The organism is Siccibacter colletis, from assembly GCF_000696575.1.
Classification (GTDB): Bacteria; Pseudomonadota; Gammaproteobacteria; order Enterobacterales; family Enterobacteriaceae; genus Siccibacter; species Siccibacter colletis.
In genome coordinates this window covers 661,828-683,534 of the sequence record NZ_JMSQ01000006.1, presented here as the reverse complement: position 1 = coordinate 683,534, position 21,707 = coordinate 661,828, and the positions used below count along the sequence as shown (strand labels likewise).

Here is a 21,707-nt window from a genome sequence, read left to right as displayed (position 1 = left end):
TGCTGCTGTTCCTGCTGCTGTTCCTGCTGCTGTTCCTGCTGCTGTTCCTGCTGCTGTTCCTGCTGGGCAGGGTTTTTATCAGCGGCCTGCTGAGCTGCAAGCTTTTCCGCTTCACGCTGAGCGCGCTGCTCTCTGGTTAATCCGGCCATTGGGCCTCCTGAAAAACAAAGGGGCCGCAGCCCCCCTCTGGGTTAACCCATGATGATGGTGGAATGTTCAGGTTGAACAGATGCCACACCCCACGCCACACCCACCTCATAACGTACCTGGCGGTACTGACGATAAAGCGCGATCTGGAAGGTGATCCCGGACGCGGGGTCGGTAACGTTCATCACGTCATCAGCAGTATCACCACCTTTCGGCATTGCCGGAGTACGGCAAGCCAACAGGAAAGCATTGCGGTCGAATGCCATGTTAGGGGTGAATTCGCTCACGACAGTTAACGCTGTCGCGTCTGCCAGATCCTGACGCAGGCCCGGCGCACCAATGGTGATGCTGGAGGAGGTAGCAGCAACAACCAGGTACTGGTTATCGTCACCGTCGAATTTCACCGCCGTGCCAGCTGCGATCCCTCCAGTGCCTGCAGAGATGGCAATGATGATGTCGCCTTCTTTCTTAGAGCCATTGACCTTGTAGCCCGCCGCGGCGCTTTTTGCAGTGCGTTTGATGTTGGCCGATTCGTGCAGGTTAAAGCCCATCACACGGCCGATAATGCCTTCGCGCAGCAGTTGGTCCGTACCCGCCTCATTCGCTTTGAACAGTACGGACTGTTTGCCACGAATGGATGCCATCGCTTCGCCCCCCAGCACCATACGCAGGTCGGTAGTCGGGGCTCCGTTATCTACCAGAATCTGCCGGGCCAGTGCTGCATCGGACAGATCGTCCTTAATGCTGAACGGGGTATCTTTTGGCGCGCCAACAGCGCGGGAGGATTTGTAAAACAGCGCCGCCAGATCGGCGTCCATTTCATTGGCCAGTGCACGGAAGGCCTGCGAGAACTGGTCGGCAAGGATAACGTCATAGTTACCTGACGGGCCAATAGCCAGCTGCTCTTCACCATTCCATTTGACCGGGGCCATTTTTGATTTGGTGATTTTGACATCCACAGAGCCGATGTTCTGATCGCCATCGTTCGGTGCGGTCGCCGCCGGGGTGATATCAACCGTGGTGGTCTTGGGGGCCACCGGCGCGGTAACTGTTTGGTCCTTGGCGGCCGCATCGGCTTTGGCGTTACGGGCCACAGCAGGGATAAAGCCGACCTGCTCACGGGAAACGCGGTTCAGCGCCGTATAGATGGTCGGGATCAGGCCAGTCAAAGTATTGGACATTTATTTTTCCTTTCGGTTAATCGACGATGCTCGTGCCGCCGCCAATTGCAGCCTGTTGTTCCGCTGGTGGCAGGGCATCAAAAGCAACGCGTTTCATGGTTTTTTGCCCGGCCTGATGCTGCGACTGGTGGGAACCGCCGCCGCTGTTGCCGGACGCTTTGAGGATGTAGTCTTTCTGAGGATGCAACTCGACCAGAGATTCCAGCGCTTCGTCGAAGCCTGCCAGCTCGCCGGGCTTGGTGCGGGAGAACACCTTGTTGCCCTGGCCGTCGTAGGCCACAACCTTGCCGTCTTCGATTTTGAAGTTCTGCCCGAAGTAGGAACGCACGAACTCAGTCGGGATCGCCATCTTCTCGGAGATGAACTTGGAGCCACCGAAGCGGCCGCCAATCATCTCGTCGTAGAGCTGGCTCTCCAGCTGCTTGGTCTTGCCGTTCGCTTCTTCCAACTGCTGCTGGTATACCTTGGTAATCTCAGCTTTTACCTGGTCGACGGCGCCAGCATCGATCAGCTTCTTCTGGTCGATTTTGGTCATCATCTCCAGGGCTTCGAGCGCCTTGGCCGGGTCGGCGATGCCGGAGAATTTTGCGAGATTGGCTTCCGCCGTCTCTTTCGCTTCGCGGTGAGTTTTGGCCTCGCCATTAAGGGAGGTGATTTTGGTCATCGCTGCGGCTGCATCGAACGGGATCTCTTTTCCGTCATCATGGACGTACACAGGCATACCGTTTTCAACGACCACATTCCCGTTAGCATCAAGTTTGAGTTTCATTGTTTTGCTCCAGCCTTCCGGCTATTGGTAGTGGGCCATCCGACCCGGTCACCGCATCGCATCCGCTCAGCGGCAGGCATAAAAAAAGCTGCCCGGAGGCAGCCTGATGTTGATGAGGTTCGTGTTACTCGAACGCTGACGCATCCACGCGGCGCAATTCGTCCAGGGTAAGAAACTCTCCGGCATCGTTGAACATCTCCGGCACGGTGATTTTGCCGTCACGCAGCATCTGCGCCCGGGTGACGCCCAGCACCTGCTCCTGCCGCGCGTATGATTGCCGGGTAAGCCAGTCGGCATAACTGGTATGCGCTGGCACCTGCCCGTCCATCGAGGCCCGTGTGGCGCTGCTCAGTTCGCCTGAGGCTATCTGCAACTCTTCCCACGATTTGGTGATCAGGATTACGCCGGAGCGGCAGCAGAAATGGATTTTGCCTGGGCCGCGGAGATACGGAACCACATGCCCCAGCGGCTTGCCGTCCAGGGTGTAGAGTTTGCGGTCGCGAATGATGCACCACTGACTGGTATGCGTATCCAGCGTGGAGGACCACTGCTTGGCCTTCACGATATCGCTGTTGGCCTGGGCAAACTCCTGGCGCGCCGTGGCGGCCATATGATTCACCGCTGTGCGGGCCACAACAGCCAGATCGCGCCGGGATGTGTTGATGACGCTGTCCTGCCTTTGAAGCTGCGGCGTGCCGGCAACGCGACGGACAATCTGCTCAACGGTTTCACCCTGAAGGAAGCCAGAGCGAACAGCGTTGGTGATTTTGTCCAGGCGATCCGATTCCAGCTTCCGCCCCCACTCCTTAAGCAACCGTCCCTGAAAGGGCTGCGCCGCAGCCGCGGCGTAAACCTGCTCCGAAGCGATGCTCTGGAGTGGCACATGCCGAAGGATCTGCTCAGGGATGATGCTGCTGAAAAGGTCCATCTGATAGCCAGTCTCATAATCAACATAACGCGTTAGTTCGCGCGCCAGCGCCACGTTAACCGGTTCATAGGCTTGTTGGTTGAGGTCTCTAACACCTGCCAGTAGCGAGGCCAGGCGGCGGGCGCTGTAGTTGTCCGCGCGCTTACCGTCCAGCAACACCAGCAACCTTGCAGCCAGGTCTGCATCCATCTTGTTCAGAAGCGCTACCATGCGCCGACCGACGCCGGTACCGTAGCGCGTCACGTACAGTCCGTGTGCTATGGTCTCGTCCTGGAGCCTGTCATTGACGGAACGGGACATATCACACCTCGTCTGGCAACGGCTCTGTAAGTGAGGCCGATTCGGTCAGTAGCTCGCTCAACACCTTGTCAGGATCCGCATCAGCATCAATCAGACTGAGCTTCTGCAGGGCTTTGATGGCATCAATACGGCGGAGGTCTCCACCCTGGCGCAGAGCCTGAATGGCCAGCGCCGCCGGCGGATTAAACTCTTTCGACTCAACATCCAGTTCTGTGCGGACGTCTACATTGCCACCTTCCGCCTCGCCGATGTACTCAGCCATAATCTGCAGGATGTTGTCGATCGCATCTTCAAGGCTGGTGGCCATAGTGTAGAGTGGCGATTGCTCCTGCATTTTCTCTTCTGAGGTCTGGTCTACAGACTTTGTCGAAGTGTTATCAGTTCGCAGCAGCTTCGCGCCAGCCTGGCGCATCTGTTCCACCAGCTCGGCCAGCGACTCTTTGCCGGCCCCGATTGATGAGCCAGTATGCTCAACGTATTCGAGCCCTTGCCTTTGGCGATCGGAAAATGACGTGGCGGACGAAGAGCCAATCACCAGCTCTTGTCCCTCCTCGAGGCCGAACACGGTTAGGATCGGGACCCGGGCAACATGAAGAATGTTGTCCTGTTCGCTCTGACTCTGCCAGTGCTTAACGTTCAGCAGCGCCATATTGAGTAGCGGCGGTGAGCCGCACATAAAGCCAGTGCGTTTGGTATAGAGCGTGACCAGCGTGATGTCTTGGCGAGAGGTCCGCCATTCGTCGAATATCACCCAGCTAGCCACCCCATCGGCACCATTAGACTTGCGGTAGATTTCCACCTTACCCGGCGTCAGGAGGCGGATTTGTTCCACTTTTGTCTGCCCGAAGTCATCGCCATCCTCGACCACCACTTCTTTGATGCGCAGAGCAGTCAACACGACCTTGCCACCGACCATCTTCGACTTCCAGCCGATCACCTGCCGGGGGTTGAGCATAGTGATGTATGGCCGAGCCCCGGTGGCCTTTTCATCGGCTTTAGTCCTTACCTGTTCGGCGTCCACCCTGGGGTAATCCACCAGCGCGTGGGAGAGTCCATATTGCATTGCCAGACTGAAGAATGCCTGCGCCCAGACATCGAGGCGGGTTCCTTCAAGGTCTACATCCTTCGCGAACTGGCGTAATTGGCCCGGGACGTTTTCGCCCAATTTGATCGGTTCAGCGAACACACGTCCGACGTTCTGGTTGATCGTCTCTTCGTATGCCGGTAGCAGCGTGGCCACCGCCAGGCGCTTTTTATAATCCTCTTCATCTTCTTTCGGCCAGCGCGGGAGATATGACTCGCCCAGCTGGCGCATATACAGCGTGCCGCCCATTAGGGCATCGTTGATATCCCACGCCTCGACCATGTTCCCATAGTCCAGATTGGGTGTTGAAATGTCAGGCATGGAATCAGATCCGTAGTTGGGTAACCTTGCCGGTCGGCTTAATGATCGGGAATTGCTTCACGATGAAATAGCCACCAGCATCGTTTGGGTGATCGTTATCGGCGGATTTATCCGGCTCGCCGTTGGCAGCCCATACTTGCTGCTCCAGGCTGTCTGTATAGACCGGGCAGCGTGTTACGTTCACTTTGTAGCGACGCTCCCCGTTCCCATTGCAGAACATGGCGTTCACTGAATTGATGCGATCCTTCACCGGCGGGTTTGCGGCATTCACTACCACGCTGAAGCCAGCCTGTTTGAGCTGCGCAATATCAGTAACGCTGGCGTTGTTGGACTTCCGGGAATCGCCAGATGCATCCGGATAGATATAAATCTGCCTGGAGGCAACATAGCGCCCGCCCTCATAGCGCCAGAATTCTTCCTGAATGCGCTTAATCATGGCCGGAGTGTCATAAACTTTTATCAGTTCGCGTACTGCTCGCGGCTCACCGTCCCGTAGTACATGGACGATGGCCGCCATCTTGCCTACGTTGAAGTCCATGCCGATATAGAGCGGCTCGCCTGCATGCTCTTCATCGGTACAGTTATTCAGCCGGCGATCGAACTGGTGATAGATAGTGCCGCTGGTCAGGTTGGTGAAGCGCCCCCTCAGATACGCCTTAATCAACTCCGGAGGGTAGGAGTTCATCAGTGAAGGGATGTAATCCGCGGGCAGGTTTTTCGCGTTGTCGAACGTGCTGGCCTGTATCAGACCGTACAGGGCCGCAAGCTCAGGCTTTTCACGCACTGCCTTCACGAACTGCTGATACACGAACTTAAAACCTTCCGGGGTGGTCGTTACATCAATGCCGTTACGAAGGCCATCAACCTTGTAACGCATACGGGCAATGATTTTTCGCCAGGCCTGCTGTGCTTTCGCCGCGGCCATGACATCCAGCTCATCTACCATGGCGTTACCGATTTTGAAGCCGACTATCGAGCCAGGCTTCTCCATCGAGCGGCAGATTGTCGTACCGCGATACCGACGCCCTTCATAGAAGTGAACCTCTTTGTTCCCCTCATTAATTTTGACGCCCAGCCCCCAGTCAAAGGCCACCTCTTCTATCGTTGGGTAGAAAATGTCACGAATCTGCGGATAGGTTGGCGCGAAGTAACCCTGGTTAATCTTCGGATGCTCCCACATCCCCTTACAGATGCCGCCACAGCCCACCCATGTCTTACCGGAACCGAACCCGGCGACGTAGGCTTTGAATTTGTGCTCCATCGCGAGGAAGCGCGCCTGCGGGATGTTAAGTTTCGGGCTGATCCCCATCGTCTGCCCTCGCATCCACTACGTTGATATTAATCTGCACTGGGGTAGGTTCGTTATCATCACCATCACCGGCTAACTCTTTGCGGAGTTTTTCGACCTCCAGCTGGCGGCGCTCAATTTCAATCTGCTGCAGGCGCTGCGCGAACTCACTGTCGGCCAGGCCCAGTCGCTTCATAATCGCCTCGTACATTCGCTCGCGGCTGATGGCCGTAATTTCCACGCCATTCTTGCCAAGCTTCACGCCTGAGTAAGCGAGCGCAGCATCAGCGGAGAGCTTTCGTGTGTCGGCGAAGTAAGGTTGGCCTATTCCATCGCCATTGCAGCGTGGACATTCAGGGTGCGGCTCACGATTATGGTCATAGCCATAGCCGCCGGGATCCTCCGGAAGCTTTGCTCGTTCATTGCCTTCAGCCTTTGCAAGAGCCTCTTCAAACTCAACGTCATCACGCCACTGATAGTAATGGCCATCGCCCCAACAGTAACGACACGCCCCGCGGCGGTATTGCGAAAGCTGGTTGGCATCGAAAGTGGCGAGCTGCCACATCTGCGTGAGGACTTCATCGGCAGAGCCAATCGCGCGCGCGATGGCGGCTTTTTGCTGCTGCGCGATGGCCTGAGCAATACTAACTTTTGCTAACAGCCTCGCTCCCTGCTCATTGGCCGTCTTCTTGCTGTACCCCGCCCGGATAGCTGCCTGTGTGGCATTGCCATCCTTCAGGTATTCAGCCACAAAAAGTCTTTGCTGGGCCGTTAAGCGATCCTCATCCACCAGCGCCTCTGCGCATTTTTCTTTTTGCGCAGTGCGCATTTTTTTCTGCGCAGATATTTGCGCACTTTGCGCAGCTGGCTTTTTGATGTATCTGCGCGCAGATGTGTAATTCAGCCCCTGCACTTCGCACCAATCTTTAGGCGATATACCTGTTCTGGCATGCTCGGCGAGGAACTGGTCTTGCAGCGCTCCCCAGTCCGGTTTTGCCATGGTCCTTTTCCTGTGTCTAAAGCCATTAAAAAATTATCATTTAGAACGACAGCAAGTGCTTGAGTACTGTCGCTTGTTCGTCAGTTAGTAATAACAATCGCGATTCGTATTCGTTAAGCCACTTGAACCCAAGTTCAACTAAATGCTGGTAAGCGATATCGGCGGGTCCGGCACTGACTGACCGGATTACTTTTTCAAAGTTTTCACCGTCTATTGTATGCATGATGGCCTCCTGTTTTGCATGCGTTCAGGATTCCATCACGACGCCTACAGGAGCAACCTCTATTGAGCCATTACGATGGACCTGCTCACTGCTAAGGCAATAAAAAAGGCCGCAAGAGCGACCTTGTCTGTATAGGGAATGTTAAATAACTTTAATTGTCACTTCATAACCTTCAAGACCGGCCATCGTTTCACGAGCAACAAACTGAATTTCAGAAACTTCTTTTCCGGTTTTCTTTCGTAATTCTGAAATTTTTTTTGCTATCAGAGCGGCAATTTCTTCTTCTGCCTTTTGCGTCAGAGCTTCAACTTTCATTTTTACCTCTTCTGGTTCATCAACTGTTCCCATTTCCAGCAAGGTGACAATTGTTGATTAACTGTCCTTAACCATAACTGTCTATAAATTATAGACTACCGAGGTTACTGGTGCTGCATGCTCATAGGCTTTGCTTGCTACTTCCTTCAAATGGTATCCCAACATGAAGGATGCTTTCGTTGCAGGCAATAAAAAGCCCCTGCATTTCTACAGGGGCTTTGGGTATATGATGCCGGGTGCCTCCCGGTGAGCCTTTGGGTTAACCACCCATGACCCGCTGCTTCAGACGTTCACGATTAGCGCCAGTGAAGAGGAGCCATCAGGTTACTTAGCCCCACCGCTAAGGGGTATTCACCATAATCTTCAACTGTAGATCCTAATTTCAACACACTCATTAACAGGTTGAGAGGGTTTTCGAAGCTGCATGCGTTCTCGTTAAAGATATTTTTTCGCCGCACTTACCACTTCTTCTTGGGACAATTCCCGATCAGAAGCAACACAAATCTCAACGTGATCGCCTGTTAATGAATGTATTCCTGTGGTCATTATTTTTAATGATACTTCATCACCGTTTGGATAATTCCGCGTGACAGATGTTACAGGTTTAAGCACATCTACCACTTCTACCGGCTGCGAGTTGAAGAAGACCAATACCTTTTTCATCAATTTGCCTTAATCCTTAAGCGTTTGTTTTAAGGTAATTGCCGCCTTGGCTTCAAAAAAACGCTGATACTTAGAAAAGGCCATGCTATCGCATGGCCTTTATTAGCACCGCTTATCTTCCAGATCATAATGCTCTGGAGCCACCCGGAGAGCTACGATTGACAAACAAGCAATACACCCTCCTGATAATCATTTCAGGAGGGTGGGCTGAGTCTATACATAAAAAAAAAATTAAGCACGGCCCAAACACAAATGATTGTGAATGTGTCGCTGAATGGCACATTGCTACGCGAGAAACGCGGCACGGCAGCATAATCGACTAGTTATGAGCCTGATATCTCGATGTAGCCATTATCGAGTCTACCGGCAAGATGCTCCAATCACTTGCGAAGTTTAAACTCTGAGGAGGGAATTTACTGAACCTCAGGGATGGTGATCTATTTCAAGCACTGCGTATTAATGTACTCCTGCAGAGCCATTAGTGCGGACTGGTCTTTTTTGATGCCTGATCTGATACCGAGAACGTTTCGTCCAGCAATGTCAGAGAGTTCGATGGTGGCATCATTGCCCATGCCGGCGGGGCCGGAGCTTTTAGTGTCGGTTGGCACTGGACATCGGCCATTGACGAGCACCCGACCACCATTATCAAGCTTACGCTGCAGAACATCATTTTCAGCTTTTGCATCTGCTAATTCCTTCGTGTACTTCGCATCCAGCGCCGCAACGTCACGCTGGCGCTTCTGCATATCTGCGACGCCATCTTTAGCCAGTTTTAATTCATGATTAACTTTGGTTAAAGATGAGCGGGTTTCTGTGAGCCGTGTGTGGTAATAGTTCGCCAGTTTTCCGGCAACAACCAGCCCCACCACCAGCAAGCCAGCGAGCATGGTTTTCCAGCTAAAGGCCATCTTTGCCCTCCGCCAGGCACATGGAGCGTTCCATCTCTCGCCGGTTCTGAAGCCCTTTCCACTTCATGCCACCAGCGTAAACCCACCGGCGCATTTCATCGCACGCACCGGCCTGGTCACCTTTGTTGAGTTTGCGCAGGAGCGTTGATTTAAAGAACGCGTCAGACCCAACGTTGAAAACGAAGCTGTATAGCGCGGCCCGCTGATACTCACCCAGAGGCACTTTAACCAAGCGGTCTACGGTTCGCTTCGCGGGCTGCAGGTCTTTGCGCAGCAGGGCATCGCATTCACCGTCGGTATAGGTCTTGCCGATGACGATGCCGCGCCCTGTGTGGCCGTCGCAGACTGTCCAGACACCAGCAACGTCTTTATAGGCTTCATAGCGACGACCTTCCACGCCACCCTGACCGCCAAGGAATAGCGAGGCGATGAGCATTGCACCACCACCAGCGGCGGCGATGAGTTTGTTACGCAGGCTGCTGGTCATAGGCATGTTATTCATCTCCCACTTTTACCGCCGGGCCATACTTCTCCAGCGCTTTTACCTGCGCGTTAGCGACCTTGCGCTTGAAGTACCAGTTAATCAGCCCTGTGATGATGATGCCCACGATACCAGCCAGTACACCGACGGCACTCCACTCATCAGGACTTAGTTTTGTCAGGACACCGTTTAGAATGGTGCCACCAGACGTGCCGAGGGCGACTCCGGTTACTAGCTTGCTCATATGCGACATATCTCTCACCTCCGCTTAGGTTCGGAAGTGCTGTGTGGTTGAGGGGCGAAAAAAAACCAGCCACTGGGGCTGGTTTGAAATGTTTATCAGGAGGGCCATTCCTGGCCTTATACCGCAGCGTACAGTTGCCGCCTGAGTTTATGGGTAGAGACGATCTAACGTCCTGGTCAGACTTGAGGGTTCCCTACGCATACCCGGAAACTTACTGCAGTTATGACTCTCGAGTGCACCGTCTTAAGATGCCAGCAAAGTGTAGGCTTTCTATAGGATTAGGATGAGACGCACTTCAAAAAACTCGTCAATATTTCACCTATGACAGACTAAACCTTTATCGGGCCGGGATTACTAAACATTAAGATTACATTTACATTTACATTTGCTTCATCGTGCATGCAATTCCAAGCAATTAATTCGCAATTGCCTTTCATAATGCCTATAAAGTCAAAAGCCCCACGGGGTTAACCGCAGGGCTTAAATAGGGATTGTGGCTTCATCTCAAGGCGTCTTCTGACCCGGTGTGCGATGTTTACTTATTTCCTCACCACTTCAACGAAGGCATTAACCCATCGTTAGGACAAAAGTAACACAGATTCGGGAAAAGTAAATAGCCGGCAATAATATCGTTGGCTATTTTCGTGAGCACTATCTGGTGATCGCCTTAAGCTGTGTTTCGGCCCACGTCTCTTCGATATCGAATTTGGTGATCAGCTGGTCGTAGAATGGCTTAACCGACTTCTTCCACGTGTCCAGGCTGATCGCATCTGTAATCTGGCTTATGGCGGCATATGCCTCAGTTGAAGGGATGCGCTCATAGCCGCGACCGCCGCAGCGCTTACAGTCAGCCATCACCGGCACGCCCTGCTTGTCCGTCAATTCCTTACTCATTGCCTTGCCGCGCCCGTGGCAATCGCTGCAGGCTGCACTGACCGTGCCGGCACCATTGCACTTTTTGCAGAGGATGCGCACCGTCTCTTTGACCTTCACCATCCCGGATACGGTCATTTTGCCTTCTGGTTTACGGAATTTATTCGTGAAGACGTCGGCCTGAATAAAGCCCGCCCCGGCGCAGCAATCGCACTGCTTAACGCTGGCGGCGCTGCGCGAATAGTCCTCGAAGGCGAATATGGCCAGCTGGCGCATCACCAGCGGCTTGACGCCGGCGCCCAGCTTGCGCAGCGCTGCGACCTTATCGCATTTTGTCAGCGCATATTCGGCCAGAAGCGCGATCGCCCTCTCCCGGTCGTTGTTGCTGATGCCCATCTTGCCAAGGAAAGCGCTGTAACCCATTGCGGCCCGTTCCTGGGTCATCCCCATAGCCGCCATGATATCCGTGCCGGTCAGGGAGTCTGATGCGGTGGCGCGCGGAGAATCGCTGATCATCGTCGACTTAGCGAAGTGATACTTAACGGTGTTTTCGAGGTTCATGCCCTGGTTCCTGCCATCTGGTGAATACGGATAAGGTTGCGAAGTATGCGGTAGTCCACCAGCACGGTTCCCCGGCGGCGATAAACGCGCAGGCGCTGCCAGCGCATGCGGAATGACGCAATTAGCTCTGGACTCATGATGGCTCCAGTTCGGTGATGGTCAGCAGCAACATTCCGCCTTTGATGATCGGCATGCGCTTGACCCGGTAATCATCCACCAGATGGTCGTCCTGCCAGAACCCGGCTTTTGTCAGCGCATCGAATGCGGCCTTCTGTAGATTGTCCAGGTCCCGGCGGCGGCGGTCAGGCATATGACACTCGATGCGGATCTTCACCGGTGTAGCAATGCCGATATCCAGCATCTGGTCTTTGATGATTTGGGCCACGCGGTCACGGTAGGCCTGCCCTTCGGCGCTGATGTGCGTGCGCCCGCGGTTATGCCGGTAATAGCGGTTATTACTCGGCGGCCACGGTAGTATGATGCTGTAGGTATTCATGCCTTCACCAGTCCCTTTTTCAGCCATATAACCTGCGTACGTGCCATGCCTTCCAGCGCGCACTCCTTTGCATACTCCGCATCCACCAGCTGGGTTCGGCGGTCTATTTCGTCGTGACAACAGCTGCATGCGATGGTGGCGATCAGGTCTGGTGGCTTGATTCCGGTGCCGCACAGTCCGGCCAGGCGGATATGCGCCAGAACGGACGTTTCAGGATTGCTATTGCACACGCCAGGGATCCGTACCTGACATTCGCGGCCGCGCGCCGCGTTGCGTAAATTGGCCACTCTCACCCCCACACTCGGTTTTGCCAGCGGCGGTCAGCCCGTGGCGGATTCTTGCCTTCAGGCAGCCGGGCGCTGACAGTCCAGGTGGTCAAATCTGCATTCAGGCTGCGCTCGACTGTCACACCGCGGCGCCGGTATTCCGCTAAAAGCTCTTCTGCCTGCTGGGTGGTGCAGTCGGTGTGCTGAAACCATGTCTTCTTCATCGCCATCACCCCGCGAAGCTCATGAGCTGCGCAGCGGCGTTCTCTGCGTCGCGTTGGCTGTTGAATGCCCTGGACAATATCCAGCGCCACAGAACATCCAGCGCGGCCTTATACAGCTGCTGAAACTCGGTTTCGTCCATATTGGCAAAGGCAATGCTGCGGGGATGTTTGCGTAGGGTGCCGTCAGGCAGCTGGATCGCGTCGTAGTGGCCAGATTCGATGGTTACCCATGCGCGATATGCGTCGAACGACTTGCAGGCACTGATGCTGCCTGTGCGCTTATCTGCGATGCGGTCAAGGTATTGTTCGGCGGCATCCAGCAGCGCGCCTTCGTTCCCACCGTATGAGGTCAGAAATTTGGCATAGCCGGTAACCAGCTTGCGCTCATTAGAGGAGATCGCGCCGCCAGTCGGCTCCCAGTATTCGAAACCGAGATTCAACAATGCGAAGAAGCGGCGATGGAAGGCCGGGTTGCGGACCTGCTTGAAGTCGGCTACCAGCACGGCACCGAGCTTGATTTTTGAGTGCAGAAGATCGCTGGTCTCCGGCGTTGCGGGGATCAGGATTCCTGAAGACTGTTTGATAAGTTGTAACTGCGCCATGGGATTCTCCGTGGCGCATCAGGCATAGGTTGTTCAGACCTATGAAATGATAATATCAGACGGTGGGATAAGCCGGTAGCCCAGACGTGTAGCAAACTGCATAAACCCATTAAGGGTAAAGATTTCTTCATCCTCAAGCAGAGGACGCAAGGAAACTAATCCATTCAACTGATAGACCAAATATCTACCATTGGCAGGAAAACTGTAAACAACGGTGTTATCAGCTCTCCTAATCACATCGTACCACTGGTCATTTTTTGTTGAATCATCGGCACTGCTCACAATTTCCCCCAAAGCGACATATTGACGCAGTAAATCGTTATGAGGAGCAGTTAGAGAAACGCAAAAGCGAAAAACGTGTTTACTACCCCTGTAAAATTGATGCGATCAATAAAACCACTCATCCGCACTTTCCCACGTTTCCTGAAGAATCTCCTCGATACGTTTTTTGTCAGATTTGTCAGCACCATGAACACTCAGTCCATCAGTACCCGCGCGGCGGATATTCAGTTTACAGTCGGGGTAGTTGTTCGTGAGGCGCTTAACCAGTTCGGTTTCTAAAGCAGGGATTGCCCCTTCCGGCAGTTTTTTGTTGCGGTCGATCATCACTTCAACTCTCATCATTCCTCCTCATCACAATAACTGTACATTCATACAGTATTAATCGGATGTAAGATGATTGCAATAAAAAAACGTAGATTTAACGGTAAGTTACGTTGTGCGTTGATTTTAAGCGCTTACGCTATGACATATTTCGATATCCCGTACATGCATGTCTGCATAGTAAAAAGGCCCGCAGTGCGGGCCTTGATAATTCTGTAATGACGGGGATGGTTACGCTACTTCGTGATGATCTTTCTCTGCCAGGAAGGATTCAGCCTTAACAACGCGGCTGAGCTCTTCCTGAGTTCTTGCGTCGTTCTCTACTTCCCATACATCAACGTTACTTTGTAAATTCAGCCAGAATTCCACACTTGTATCGAAGGCCACAGACAGCCTAAAAGCCATCTCTGTGGTAAGTTTACGATTGTTGTTCACGAGAGCACTTACAGAATTCCGGTGAACGTTCAACATTTCCGCGAGATCGTTGATTTTGAGACCGAGTGGTTCAAGATATTCGTAAAGTAACACGTCTCCTACAGTGGTTGGTTTCCTCATGGCTTGTCTCATGCGCTTCGTCTCTTGATTGGTGGTATCGCTACTTCGAGAAAGATTAGGGCCGAAGCCCTAACCATTTATATTTATAATTTTATTTATGCTTTGAGTATTTGTGCGGATCAAGATAGATATCTGAAGCTTTACCATCGATCCACTTGAAAATTAACCGGTATTTTTCATTCACCCTTATTGAAGAATATTCATCTAAAGGTGGATTTAACTGCTCATACCGATTCCCCGGCGGCGATCTCAAATCCCTGTGCGAAGCCGCTGCATTCAAAATATCCAGCTTCCGGTGGAGCGAGGATTCTATGTCCTTAGGAATCCTTCTATCTGGCTTACTATAGTGAAAAAAGTCAGATAGCCACTTCTCCCGGAAGCCCTCAATGCTCTTTAGCATTTCATTGCAGCCCCCTATGCCAACAACGTGAGATAATGATAGCGCACCGTAGCACTGTGCGCAAGTGCATCCAATGTAGTTTTATCCACTTACTCGGCTTCGTCTTTTTACAAACCATATCAGGGAGGTTTGCCATTACCAGCGCTTCAGTGAACGGCGGGGTTACCAAGTTGCCGGAGCGGGCCACCTTTATCTCAATGGGATTTCTTATTGTAAGAATGTCTTACAGATAGGTATTCAATAAGTAGGACTCCAATCTATATACATTGTTAATAATTTCATTTATGTGCTTATTAAACACTTGTAGGAAGGTTCAGGATCATAGGTGAAATTTTTTTAAGCGAGTTTGCCTCCAGCCCACTAGATCTTATCGATTCCTGCAAGTATTATTCAAAATGAGAAAACTCTCATTTTAAATAAGGATTTTATATGAAGTATTTTTCTACCGAGTTTTTCATTTCAAGTAATATTTCTTTTGAAGATATTTTCAATGAATGCTTTTCATGGATCAATGAGTCACCACACACTAATTTCATCACCGCTCAGTTAGCATGTAATTATAAAAATGATGATTTCCATATTGAATCTAAAAACGAAAGCATTGATATTATAAACTATGAAAATACAGAAATAAACCTTGGGTGTTTTAGGTATTCAAAAATATCCGAACCACATAAGTGGGTTACAGACATTTCTATAAATAAAAACCTCACAAACGGTAAAACTTGGATTCAAGTTGAATCAAGTGTGGTAAGTCAAGAGGCTGCATATCTCGCTCCGCAACCAAAAAAACCATTAATAGTAATGCGATTGATAGATAGGTTTTCTGGTGGCTCAGATGATGCATTTAAGACATCAGTTGAACCGCATTATTTATCGACAACCAATGATCATTTAAACATGGCTGCTAAGGTGATCAACGGGGAGACAGATAATCGGCTACCAATAATATACGTTAGTTCAAAATATTTTTTTAACGAGCATCCTCACAATATAATCCCAGAGCGACTGGCAAGGAAAGTATGTGGTTTAGCTCATATATTAATAGAGCCGAGCGATAGAATATTCTCCATCAAACTAAAAAATCAAACCAATGCAAAGAATGCTTACGCCGGTGCAATTGGTATTTATTGGCCCCGAGGACAGAACATAAGTTTTTATCGTCGAGGAGATAAAACCGCAAAAGAATTTGAAGATGAATTATTTGATGATGTTGTTAAAGCCACAACTACTATGGCACCTGTATCTGAAAGTGGCTGGAGTGAAATACAGAAAAGAATAACCAAGGACTCGATTAATGCGCTTAAAGTCCGAGGAGAATACACTCATGAATTAATGAATTTGTACGAAGCTGACAACATCGCTAAGGATGAGCAAATTGAAGAACTCAAGAATAAAATACACTCTTTAGAAAATAGAGTTCGCACGCTTCAATCACAGGCTTTTGCTCAAGGCAGCATCTTATTAAATGCAGGTGAGGAAACTGACTTTTTTGAAGGGGAGATAAAAAACGTCATTTTAGCCTCAATTAAATCCACACTTATCAATACTAAAGAAAACAGCAGAAGCCATCACATACTCACTTCTCTACTTTCAAACAATCAATCTACATTGGAAACAGAAATAAGATCCCAGAAATTACGAAAAGCATTAAATGACTATAGGAGCATGGATAGAAATACTTCAAAGCAACTTAAAGATTTAGGCTTTGAACTCTCTGAAGAAGGAAAACATTGGAAGATTATTTACAATGGTGATTCAAGATATACTTATATTCTTCCAAAAACAGGAAGTGACTACCGTGGCTCACTAAATGCAATCTCTGATATAAATAATATCATTTTCTAATCTTAAGCGGCATCGCAGTGAAGATGCCGCGGCTTTATTATCGAATAAATTGAATAGTTATACCATATTCTTGCATAGTTTCAATTACAGCTTTTTTAGTTATAATCTCCCCCACCATTAGTGCTTTTAACATCCTCCCTTGGAAAAGTTCCAAATCACTCTTTGAGAGTTTTGGTAATCGTACCAAGATATCAGAACATTTGATTTTACCCTCAATACTTCTCGTAATAACTCCTTGTCCTATCCACCCTATACAACAAAGCTTGTTATCACAGACACCATTTTTTTCTCTAGAGTATCTACATTTTAACCCATCCCTATCATTTAACTCCTTATGTAAAATTAGGGTTGAAGCGTTATCTGGTAGCCCATCGTTTTTTTGCGCCGATTGACGCATTGCTGTAGTTATGCAGTCTAGCCTTTCAGCCAGGCGAGAAATCATCTTCGCAATGTCGCAAATCGCCGTGTCACTGCTCAATGCCATAGCAAACTCATGGCTTGCTGCTACTAACTCTTTGTTGTTAAGTGAATCGATCATACTCGCGCACTCCCGAAAATTTTATGAATTTGATAACCGACCCAGTTCTGGCGGCAAATATCTGTGATCACGTTGACCTGAGCGCATGCGCTCGGCTGCTCGGCTTTTACGCGCAGAGGCTGTATTTTCAGCTCGCCGTTATGCTTAAGCCGGTATTCCGGATGGCGATGCTTCCCGATGTTCGCCACGACGCCACGCTGGTGCAGATAGTTCAGTAGGTCGTTCGCTTTCCGGCAGTCGCACCCCAGCAGACGCTTCACCTGCCGCGGGGTAATGGTCGGGTGTGCTTTCAGGTAATGAACGATTTTCCATAGCTTTTCACTTCCCATGAGACTGCCCTCCGCGCAGACCGTGCTGCCTGCGAATATCAGCGATTCGCGCCAGAGCCTGCTCTCTGGACAGGGCTTTTCCACCCAATATCGGGAGGCGCGCAACCGGCTCGGGAAGCTCTTCACCACCACGGATACGCTTTACCATCTTCGCCAGTTCATCAGCTGCTTTGCGGTTTAGCTCCAGATCGCTGAGGCTTGCGGAACGCATCTGCTGGTACAGCGTGGTTACCAGCCAGTAACAGGCACGGTATTTCACGGTGTGCGGCTTAATGCCGTGATCTGGCCACGGGTAGGATTCAGCATCGTGGTAGCGGCTCCGGTTGCGACAGTACTCGTACACCAGTGAGACAAGTTCATTCTGGTTAGGAAGCCCGAGTGAGGCGCTGTCCTCTGCTTTACACCACGCGACGAACTGACCCGGGGACGGCAAAAATGGTTTTTCCTGACGTCTTGCCACGCGCATACCCGCGCGAACCTGCTCAAGCGTGGTGATCCCATTTTCACGAAATGCCATTGCCCACTGCCGGCGCAGCTCGTTGAACTCTGATTGTTCCCGGAAAGCGGACATCGCCGCGGGGAATGCAGCGCGCAGCTGGCTGAACAACTCATTGAAAATCACAGCGGCCTGGTCATGCTGCGGGCGATCACCTTGCACCTCAGGAAGCCCATGCGCCACGCGACGGAAGTTTTCGCGGTCCAGGTTGCGAATCTGGTCAGAAAGACTTTTCATCGAACACCCCGTTGATCCAGTCTGTGTTGTTGAAGTCGATGCGCTCAGTAGCGTGCCGTGCAACGGATGGGTTATGCAGGCGCTTTGTGCTCAGCTGATCCCACTGCTTGCGCAGGCTTGACGGGCTCAGAATATTGCGCTTCCAGAAGTCGTCTTTGCTGGCCCACTTGAGCAGATCGCAGATGTCGAAGTGCGTGCGGTGGTCTTGCACGCGCATGAGGCGAATTGTGTTGGCCCATTCGACCCACTTCGGCTCGCTCAGACTGGCGTTAACCGTTAGCAGCTGTGCGTACATCCAACGAGCAGCTTTGAGATCGTCAGCGGTACCCCAGGATTTACCGGCGGGTGTGTAGATTCCATCAGCAGCGTCTGGATGACGAGAAAGGAATTTTTCAGTCGCCTCGTTTCGGGATTCGGCAGAATTCCGAGACGAAGATCTTTTAGTATTAATATTGTTGTTATTACCTTGTTGTTCATGATGCGCGGGGAATCGCTCGGCCTTATGCGCGCGGGTATGCGCGGCACCACCGCCAGAAGCACCGCCATTCCTGGCTTCGTCATGCGCGGGGTAATGCTCGGGATAATGCGCGGGTAAATGCGCGGGTAAATCGTCCATTTTTTGAGCATATACAGCGTAGTTCGTGATGGTTATTACAGTGCCTTTTCGCTTCTCTCCGGCAGTCGAAATCATCCCCTCTTTCTCGAAAACTGCGAGCATCCGATCCACTGCATGGCGACTTGTAGGCTCTCCTGCCCGGTCGCATAATTTCAGCCCCAGATCGGCCGATGTGGTAACCAGTTGTCCGGTTTGTAGGGGCCATTGGCGACCCTTGAAGTTAGCCGTGTAGGGCTGACGGGCAGCGCCCAATAGGAGGTTTTCCCACAACGTGCGCAGGAAAACGTCTTTCGCCCAGGGCTGCTTCAATACACTCCGGTACAACGGGATGAATCCGGTCTTCTGGTTTTCCATCCTGTTGCTCCTGACGGCAGAACGCGCCGCAAAATCGGCGTAAGCGACATTCGACATAGCTATGCCCCTTTCGCCTGGTGTTTTGTACATGTGTTTGTCATAATGACCTCGCAATGACTTGCCGTTTTTGCACCTGAAAGCCGTTGGTGTTCGCGCACCGCGGCTTTCGCCATTTTTGAACCAGTCATATCGCCCCCAGCATCGTTGTAACCATTGCCATCAGTGGCCCTGCCAGATCAGGCTCAAGCCTGAAAAGAGCAGTAATACCCTCGCTCATCTCTTTCAATTTTTGATGCTTTGGTGCGTCCAGCAGCACAGCCCTCTTCGCTTCGCTTATCTCCTTCTCGGCGTGCGCTAGGCGCGTCATCTTGCAGTCGCCACCTACCAGAGAGCCGCGGTGTTCAAGTGGCAAAACAGCCAGGATGGCGGGAGTCAGCTGGCGCACCCGTTCTCTGCAGTCGTCAGTATCGAAACGGTTATCAAGCCAGCGAAAGAGCTTCTGCCTGGCACGGCTAATATCTTCCGGGAAGTCGATCCCCTCTCCTCCGCTGTTGCGCCACTGGTCCACGATATGAGCAGCAGCAACGTCCTGTCCGGCAGCAGCTGCCCAGGCGCGAACGGCAGAACATATAGCGCGTTGATCGAACGCCTTACTTTCGGCCTTACTCTCTTGATACTGGAATTTCATGCGCTCCGATTGCGCTCTGTTATTCTGTTGAAAAGACAGTGTTTGCATTGCCAGTTCTCCTACTTAGGTAAACCATCAGTTGGGTTCGGATAGAGATCAGGGCGCAATTCATGTGGCGTTACGCCGGTGACATGGAAAATCGGCAGAACCCGGGCCTGAGGCACTAAGCCACCATTGCGATTACGCCAATGACTCACATTCATAGCGCTCGTGGATAAAAGTTCTGCAAGTTTTGTTGCACTACCAGCTGCGGCAATAGCTTTGTCTAATGCGTTCATATTGGGCTCCATAAGTTGGGTGATAAGAATTAAACATAATGTTTAGTTTAATGTCAACTTTTTGAGTGTTGAGCTAATAAACATTTGGTTTAGAATCCTGTTATGAAAGAAAAAACTCATCAAACGGATCATCCGCAGGTGCTAAGGCTCAATGAAATAATTGAGCAGAAGGGCATTTCCAAAGCTGATATGGCGAGAATATGTGGCGTCAGTTCCCAGTCAGTTAACAACTGGTTCGTGCGTGGGACGATAGGTAAGAGTTCCGCTATCAAACTGGCGGATGCCCTAGGGGTCAGTCTCGCGTGGCTTTTAGGGCAAGACGTCGATCAAAAAGATGGTCTCAAACCGGATGAACAGCGCCTGCTGGAGCTGTACCGTCAGTTGCCTGAGGAAGAGCAGCAGAACATGCTTCGCATCTTTGCGCTTCGCCTGAAGGAGCTGGATGAGCTGTATGAGCGTTATATGAAGGGGCGGATACGTTCGCAAGGGGAATAAATGTCAAAAGTCGATCAGGCAAAAATTGCCTTCGTTTATTCAGGGGTTTTTGCCCCCGGTGTCCTCGTAGGCGATCCTCATCCAGCAATTGCATTAGCTTGCAATAAGTTCCCCTGCGAGCATTCTTTGTCGATAAACTTTGGCGTAATCAATTTTAATGGTATCGATAATTATTCCCTTGAAATTGAAATTTTTTTCAAAGGTGAAACAGTCTCATTGGCATCAGATAACAAAAAAGTCTTTAAGTATCATCCACAATGGGGGAATAAAGGAGAGTATGTAGCGACGATGACTACTATTCAGTCCTTTATTGCAAAAGGGCCGGGGTATTATACAGTTGAGGCAACTCTACTTTTCAAAGACACCAGCCCTGAATCTGTATGGGAAACCATTGATGTTATGCGATCTTATTTCGCTATCGCATCCGAATGGAGATCAAGTATCGATGGCTGACTCGAATGTTTTCCCCCTTCCAAATGGTCGACTTGATGCTGAGAAAGAAATGCTACAAGATGATGCCTATGGTGGAGGCAATGGAGGAGGTAGCGATATGCTGCAAAGAGTTAAGGACCTTGAAAAAGACGTCCAGCAGATGAAAACCGACATTGCGGTCATGCGTTCAAACTACGCGACTAAAACAGACGTAAGTGATGCAAAAAATTCTATAATTCTTTGGGTTGTAGGAGCAGTAGTATTTTCCCAATTGATTCCAGCAATACCAAAGGTATTGGAAATGTTTTTATCGAAATAACCCGGCCACCGCGCCGGGTTTTTTATGCCCTCTCCCGCCCCCCCATCCCGAACTATCCGATCCCGACCTTCGCGTCGGGATTTTTATGCATTCACATCGCAGCTAACCCCTCTAAACCCCCACATTAAACTTTTTGTTTATCTTAAATTACTCATTTTGTTGACAGGAAACTAAACATTGTGTTTAATTCATCTCACCAAGACGCATTACGAACTACTTAGGCAAGCATTTACCTAAAGTGGCAAGACAGCAGCGCATCAGGTTAAACGTTCCGCTGGCCGGCGATAAGGCAAAACGAGGGTTAGATGATTGATTACGCACGCAAACCATCACGGCAGCAGGCCGTAAAGCTGAATTTTGTAGAGGTGATTCTTCGCCGCCTCTGCTATCTGCTGGCTCAGAAGGGGAATCCGGATGTGTGACTCGAAAAAATGTGCTTACCACCTCTGTGGGAAGCCGATTGAGAAAAGCGAAGAAGTAAAAAACGAACTGACCTTAATCCGCGGCGCGCAATTGACGCACGAAGAACGCGATTACTGCTCTGTACGCTGTGCTTCATACGACCAGATGGCTCACGAAGCATAACGTAAAAGCCCGCGCAAGGCGGGCCTGAACGCCCGGTGCCACCGACCAAAGTTACACCGG

Annotated in this window: 32 protein-coding genes and 1 pseudogene; 6 read left to right on the top strand and 27 right to left on the bottom strand. The window is 50.9% G+C overall.

The window, feature by feature from the left end:
- Positions 1-191 precede the first annotated feature (191 nt).
- From ET34_RS0108930 to ET34_RS0108840, 21 genes are all read right to left on the bottom strand, one after another.
- Positions 192-1,328, bottom strand: coding sequence for a P22 phage major capsid protein family protein (locus tag ET34_RS0108930; protein WP_031521308.1), 1,137 nt, complete (start codon positions 1,326-1,328; stop codon positions 192-194).
- 16 nt (positions 1,329-1,344) lie between these two features.
- Positions 1,345-2,097: a DUF6651 domain-containing protein gene (locus ET34_RS0108925; protein ID WP_031521306.1), complete on the bottom strand. Its 753-nt coding sequence runs from the start codon at positions 2,095-2,097 to the stop codon at positions 1,345-1,347.
- Positions 2,098-2,221: 124 nt separating this feature from the next.
- Positions 2,222-3,325, bottom strand: a complete 1,104-nt coding sequence (locus ET34_RS0108920; protein WP_031521304.1) for a phage minor head protein — start codon at positions 3,323-3,325, stop codon at positions 2,222-2,224.
- A gap of 1 nt (position 3,326) precedes the next feature.
- Positions 3,327-4,730, bottom strand: coding sequence for a DUF4055 domain-containing protein (locus ET34_RS0108915; RefSeq protein ID WP_031521302.1), 1,404 nt, complete (start codon positions 4,728-4,730; stop codon positions 3,327-3,329).
- A 4-nt stretch (positions 4,731-4,734) separates the two neighbouring features.
- Positions 4,735-6,039, bottom strand: coding sequence for a terminase large subunit domain-containing protein (locus ET34_RS0108910; protein ID WP_031521300.1), 1,305 nt, complete (start codon positions 6,037-6,039; stop codon positions 4,735-4,737).
- On the bottom strand, positions 6,017-7,018 hold the full coding sequence (locus ET34_RS0108905) for a terminase small subunit (RefSeq protein ID WP_031521298.1): 1,002 nt from the start codon (positions 7,016-7,018) through the stop codon (positions 6,017-6,019). Before ET34_RS0108905 ends, ET34_RS0108910 begins: the two co-directional genes overlap by 23 nt.
- Positions 7,019-7,058: 40 nt before the next feature.
- Positions 7,059-7,241, bottom strand: coding sequence for a hypothetical protein (locus ET34_RS0108900; protein WP_031521296.1), 183 nt, complete (start codon positions 7,239-7,241; stop codon positions 7,059-7,061).
- Between the two features lie 141 nt (positions 7,242-7,382).
- A complete protein-coding gene (locus ET34_RS21710) occupies positions 7,383-7,556 on the bottom strand; it encodes a GnsA/GnsB family addiction module toxin (protein ID WP_031521294.1) in 174 nt (57 codons plus the stop codon).
- Positions 7,557-7,991: 435 nt separating this feature from the next.
- Entirely contained in the window at positions 7,992-8,219 is a 228-nt protein-coding gene (locus tag ET34_RS21705; protein ID WP_072001994.1) for a hypothetical protein, read from the bottom strand.
- Positions 8,220-8,656: 437 nt separating this feature from the next.
- Positions 8,657-9,127 carry a lysis protein gene (locus ET34_RS0108890; RefSeq protein WP_051640508.1) on the bottom strand — a complete coding sequence of 157 codons (471 nt, stop codon included), beginning with the start codon at positions 9,125-9,127 and terminating at the stop codon, positions 8,657-8,659.
- On the bottom strand, positions 9,117-9,614 hold the full coding sequence (locus tag ET34_RS0108885; protein WP_031521290.1) for a lysozyme: 498 nt from the start codon (positions 9,612-9,614) through the stop codon (positions 9,117-9,119). Before ET34_RS0108885 ends, ET34_RS0108890 begins: the two co-directional genes overlap by 11 nt.
- Positions 9,615-9,621: 7 nt before the next feature.
- Complete coding sequence (locus ET34_RS0108880; RefSeq protein ID WP_081826917.1) at positions 9,622-9,852, bottom strand: class II holin family protein; 231 nt, start codon at positions 9,850-9,852, stop codon at positions 9,622-9,624.
- Between the two features lie 651 nt (positions 9,853-10,503).
- Positions 10,504-11,286 carry an antitermination protein gene (locus ET34_RS0108875; protein ID WP_031521286.1) on the bottom strand — a complete coding sequence of 261 codons (783 nt, stop codon included), beginning with the start codon at positions 11,284-11,286 and terminating at the stop codon, positions 10,504-10,506.
- Positions 11,283-11,423 carry a YlcG family protein gene (locus ET34_RS22500; RefSeq protein WP_031521284.1) on the bottom strand — a complete coding sequence of 47 codons (141 nt, stop codon included), beginning with the start codon at positions 11,421-11,423 and terminating at the stop codon, positions 11,283-11,285. The genes ET34_RS0108875 and ET34_RS22500 overlap by 4 nt, the downstream gene beginning before the upstream one ends.
- Positions 11,420-11,782 carry a crossover junction endodeoxyribonuclease RusA gene (gene rusA / locus ET34_RS0108865; RefSeq protein ID WP_031521282.1) on the bottom strand — a complete coding sequence of 121 codons (363 nt, stop codon included), beginning with the start codon at positions 11,780-11,782 and terminating at the stop codon, positions 11,420-11,422. The genes ET34_RS22500 and rusA overlap by 4 nt, the downstream gene beginning before the upstream one ends.
- On the bottom strand, positions 11,779-12,069 hold the full coding sequence (locus ET34_RS0108860) for a DUF1364 domain-containing protein (protein ID WP_031521279.1): 291 nt from the start codon (positions 12,067-12,069) through the stop codon (positions 11,779-11,781). Before ET34_RS0108860 ends, rusA begins: the two co-directional genes overlap by 4 nt.
- Before the next feature lie 2 nt (positions 12,070-12,071).
- On the bottom strand, positions 12,072-12,278 hold the full coding sequence (locus ET34_RS20915) for a hypothetical protein (protein WP_035890989.1): 207 nt from the start codon (positions 12,276-12,278) through the stop codon (positions 12,072-12,074).
- Positions 12,278-12,874, bottom strand: coding sequence for a DUF1367 family protein (locus ET34_RS0108855; RefSeq protein ID WP_031521277.1), 597 nt, complete (start codon positions 12,872-12,874; stop codon positions 12,278-12,280). The genes ET34_RS20915 and ET34_RS0108855 overlap by 1 nt, the downstream gene beginning before the upstream one ends.
- A gap of 387 nt (positions 12,875-13,261) precedes the next feature.
- Positions 13,262-13,495: a DinI family protein gene (locus tag ET34_RS0108850; protein ID WP_031521275.1), complete on the bottom strand. Its 234-nt coding sequence runs from the start codon at positions 13,493-13,495 to the stop codon at positions 13,262-13,264.
- A gap of 213 nt (positions 13,496-13,708) precedes the next feature.
- Positions 13,709-14,044 (bottom strand): HigA family addiction module antitoxin, encoded by a 336-nt coding sequence (locus ET34_RS0108845; RefSeq protein ID WP_031521273.1) that lies wholly within the window; start codon positions 14,042-14,044, stop codon positions 13,709-13,711.
- Between the two features lie 79 nt (positions 14,045-14,123).
- On the bottom strand, positions 14,124-14,432 hold the full coding sequence (locus ET34_RS0108840; protein WP_031521271.1) for a type II toxin-antitoxin system RelE/ParE family toxin: 309 nt from the start codon (positions 14,430-14,432) through the stop codon (positions 14,124-14,126).
- Between the two features lie 429 nt (positions 14,433-14,861).
- Here ET34_RS0108840 and ET34_RS0108835 point away from each other — a divergent pair, with 429 nt between their 5' ends.
- A complete protein-coding gene (locus ET34_RS0108835; protein WP_031521269.1) occupies positions 14,862-16,280 on the top strand; it encodes a hypothetical protein in 1,419 nt (472 codons plus the stop codon).
- Between the two features lie 37 nt (positions 16,281-16,317).
- On the opposite strand, the gene ET34_RS21255 is transcribed toward ET34_RS0108835, so the two are convergent.
- The 6 genes from ET34_RS21255 to ET34_RS21695 all read right to left on the bottom strand — a co-directional run bounded on the left by ET34_RS21255 (position 16,318) and on the right by ET34_RS21695 (position 19,816).
- Positions 16,318-16,818 carry a hypothetical protein gene (locus ET34_RS21255; RefSeq protein WP_051640507.1) on the bottom strand — a complete coding sequence of 167 codons (501 nt, stop codon included), beginning with the start codon at positions 16,816-16,818 and terminating at the stop codon, positions 16,318-16,320.
- Positions 16,815-17,147 (bottom strand): hypothetical protein, encoded by a 333-nt coding sequence (locus ET34_RS0108825; RefSeq protein ID WP_051640506.1) that lies wholly within the window; start codon positions 17,145-17,147, stop codon positions 16,815-16,817. The genes ET34_RS21255 and ET34_RS0108825 overlap by 4 nt, the downstream gene beginning before the upstream one ends.
- A complete protein-coding gene (locus tag ET34_RS0108820; protein WP_031521265.1) occupies positions 17,137-17,880 on the bottom strand; it encodes a replication protein P in 744 nt (247 codons plus the stop codon). Before ET34_RS0108820 ends, ET34_RS0108825 begins: the two co-directional genes overlap by 11 nt.
- Positions 17,864-18,850 carry a replication protein gene (locus ET34_RS0108815; protein ID WP_031521263.1) on the bottom strand — a complete coding sequence of 329 codons (987 nt, stop codon included), beginning with the start codon at positions 18,848-18,850 and terminating at the stop codon, positions 17,864-17,866. Before ET34_RS0108815 ends, ET34_RS0108820 begins: the two co-directional genes overlap by 17 nt.
- A 184-nt stretch (positions 18,851-19,034) precedes the next feature.
- Positions 19,035-19,538, bottom strand: a complete 504-nt coding sequence (locus ET34_RS0108810; RefSeq protein ID WP_152548374.1) for a toxin YdaT domain-containing protein — start codon at positions 19,536-19,538, stop codon at positions 19,035-19,037.
- Positions 19,539-19,597: 59 nt separating this feature from the next.
- Entirely contained in the window at positions 19,598-19,816 is a 219-nt protein-coding gene (locus ET34_RS21695) for a transcriptional regulator (RefSeq protein ID WP_031521260.1), read from the bottom strand.
- Between the two features lie 102 nt (positions 19,817-19,918).
- Between ET34_RS21695 and ET34_RS0108800 the strand changes: the two genes are divergently transcribed.
- The 5 genes and pseudogenes from ET34_RS0108800 (at position 19,919) to ET34_RS23090 (ending at position 21,647) form a co-directional block, all read left to right on the top strand.
- Positions 19,919-20,311 (top strand): helix-turn-helix domain-containing protein, encoded by a 393-nt coding sequence (locus ET34_RS0108800; RefSeq protein WP_031521259.1) that lies wholly within the window; start codon positions 19,919-19,921, stop codon positions 20,309-20,311.
- A complete protein-coding gene (locus tag ET34_RS0108795; protein ID WP_031521256.1) occupies positions 20,312-20,764 on the top strand; it encodes a hypothetical protein in 453 nt (150 codons plus the stop codon). It abuts the gene before it with no gap.
- On the top strand, positions 20,757-21,062 hold the full coding sequence (locus ET34_RS0108790) for a hypothetical protein (protein WP_201770425.1): 306 nt from the start codon (positions 20,757-20,759) through the stop codon (positions 21,060-21,062). Before ET34_RS0108795 ends, ET34_RS0108790 begins: the two co-directional genes overlap by 8 nt.
- Before the next feature lie 266 nt (positions 21,063-21,328).
- Positions 21,329-21,484: pseudogene (locus tag ET34_RS22935) on the top strand (hypothetical protein); the annotation flags it as partial.
- A complete protein-coding gene (locus ET34_RS23090) occupies positions 21,477-21,647 on the top strand; it encodes a YdaE family protein (protein ID WP_269077678.1) in 171 nt (56 codons plus the stop codon). The pseudogene ET34_RS22935 and the gene ET34_RS23090, both read left to right, overlap by 8 nt.
- Positions 21,648-21,707: the final 60 nt, after the last annotated feature.

Coding starts and splice junctions, on each gene's coding strand:
- ET34_RS0108835 (WP_031521269.1), top strand. CDS start 14,862: ATGAAGTATTTTTCTACCGAGTTTTTCATTTCAAGTAATATTTCTTTT.
- rusA (WP_031521282.1), bottom strand. CDS start 11,782: ATGAATACCTACAGCATCATACTACCGTGGCCGCCGAGTAATAACCGC.
- ET34_RS0108840 (WP_031521271.1), bottom strand. CDS start 14,432: ATGCTAAAGAGCATTGAGGGCTTCCGGGAGAAGTGGCTATCTGACTTT.
- ET34_RS0108920 (WP_031521304.1), bottom strand. CDS start 3,325: ATGTCCCGTTCCGTCAATGACAGGCTCCAGGACGAGACCATAGCACAC.
- ET34_RS0108880 (WP_081826917.1), bottom strand. CDS start 9,852: ATGAGCAAGCTAGTAACCGGAGTCGCCCTCGGCACGTCTGGTGGCACC.
- ET34_RS0108925 (WP_031521306.1), bottom strand. CDS start 2,097: ATGAAACTCAAACTTGATGCTAACGGGAATGTGGTCGTTGAAAACGGT.
- ET34_RS21695 (WP_031521260.1), bottom strand. CDS start 19,816: ATGAACGCATTAGACAAAGCTATTGCCGCAGCTGGTAGTGCAACAAAA.
- ET34_RS0108905 (WP_031521298.1), bottom strand. CDS start 7,018: ATGGCAAAACCGGACTGGGGAGCGCTGCAAGACCAGTTCCTCGCCGAG.
- ET34_RS0108790 (WP_201770425.1), top strand. CDS start 20,757: ATGGCTGACTCGAATGTTTTCCCCCTTCCAAATGGTCGACTTGATGCT.
- ET34_RS0108930 (WP_031521308.1), bottom strand. CDS start 1,328: ATGTCCAATACTTTGACTGGCCTGATCCCGACCATCTATACGGCGCTG.
- ET34_RS21255 (WP_051640507.1), bottom strand. CDS start 16,818: ATGATCGATTCACTTAACAACAAAGAGTTAGTAGCAGCAAGCCATGAG.
- ET34_RS22500 (WP_031521284.1), bottom strand. CDS start 11,423: ATGAGTCCAGAGCTAATTGCGTCATTCCGCATGCGCTGGCAGCGCCTG.
- ET34_RS0108820 (WP_031521265.1), bottom strand. CDS start 17,880: ATGAAAAGTCTTTCTGACCAGATTCGCAACCTGGACCGCGAAAACTTC.
- ET34_RS0108800 (WP_031521259.1), top strand. CDS start 19,919: ATGAAAGAAAAAACTCATCAAACGGATCATCCGCAGGTGCTAAGGCTC.
- ET34_RS0108825 (WP_051640506.1), bottom strand. CDS start 17,147: ATGGGAAGTGAAAAGCTATGGAAAATCGTTCATTACCTGAAAGCACAC.
- ET34_RS0108875 (WP_031521286.1), bottom strand. CDS start 11,286: ATGAACCTCGAAAACACCGTTAAGTATCACTTCGCTAAGTCGACGATG.
- ET34_RS0108915 (WP_031521302.1), bottom strand. CDS start 4,730: ATGCCTGACATTTCAACACCCAATCTGGACTATGGGAACATGGTCGAG.
- ET34_RS0108795 (WP_031521256.1), top strand. CDS start 20,312: ATGTCAAAAGTCGATCAGGCAAAAATTGCCTTCGTTTATTCAGGGGTT.
- ET34_RS21710 (WP_031521294.1), bottom strand. CDS start 7,556: ATGAAAGTTGAAGCTCTGACGCAAAAGGCAGAAGAAGAAATTGCCGCT.
- ET34_RS0108845 (WP_031521273.1), bottom strand. CDS start 14,044: ATGAGACAAGCCATGAGGAAACCAACCACTGTAGGAGACGTGTTACTT.
- ET34_RS23090 (WP_269077678.1), top strand. CDS start 21,477: ATGTGTGACTCGAAAAAATGTGCTTACCACCTCTGTGGGAAGCCGATT.
- ET34_RS0108890 (WP_051640508.1), bottom strand. CDS start 9,127: ATGGCCTTTAGCTGGAAAACCATGCTCGCTGGCTTGCTGGTGGTGGGG.
- ET34_RS21705 (WP_072001994.1), bottom strand. CDS start 8,219: ATGAAAAAGGTATTGGTCTTCTTCAACTCGCAGCCGGTAGAAGTGGTA.
- ET34_RS0108850 (WP_031521275.1), bottom strand. CDS start 13,495: ATGAGAGTTGAAGTGATGATCGACCGCAACAAAAAACTGCCGGAAGGG.
- ET34_RS20915 (WP_035890989.1), bottom strand. CDS start 12,278: ATGGCGATGAAGAAGACATGGTTTCAGCACACCGACTGCACCACCCAG.
- ET34_RS0108855 (WP_031521277.1), bottom strand. CDS start 12,874: ATGGCGCAGTTACAACTTATCAAACAGTCTTCAGGAATCCTGATCCCC.
- ET34_RS0108885 (WP_031521290.1), bottom strand. CDS start 9,614: ATGACCAGCAGCCTGCGTAACAAACTCATCGCCGCCGCTGGTGGTGGT.
- ET34_RS0108810 (WP_152548374.1), bottom strand. CDS start 19,538: ATGAAATTCCAGTATCAAGAGAGTAAGGCCGAAAGTAAGGCGTTCGAT.
- ET34_RS0108910 (WP_031521300.1), bottom strand. CDS start 6,039: ATGGGGATCAGCCCGAAACTTAACATCCCGCAGGCGCGCTTCCTCGCG.
- ET34_RS0108900 (WP_031521296.1), bottom strand. CDS start 7,241: ATGCATACAATAGACGGTGAAAACTTTGAAAAAGTAATCCGGTCAGTC.
- ET34_RS0108815 (WP_031521263.1), bottom strand. CDS start 18,850: ATGGAAAACCAGAAGACCGGATTCATCCCGTTGTACCGGAGTGTATTG.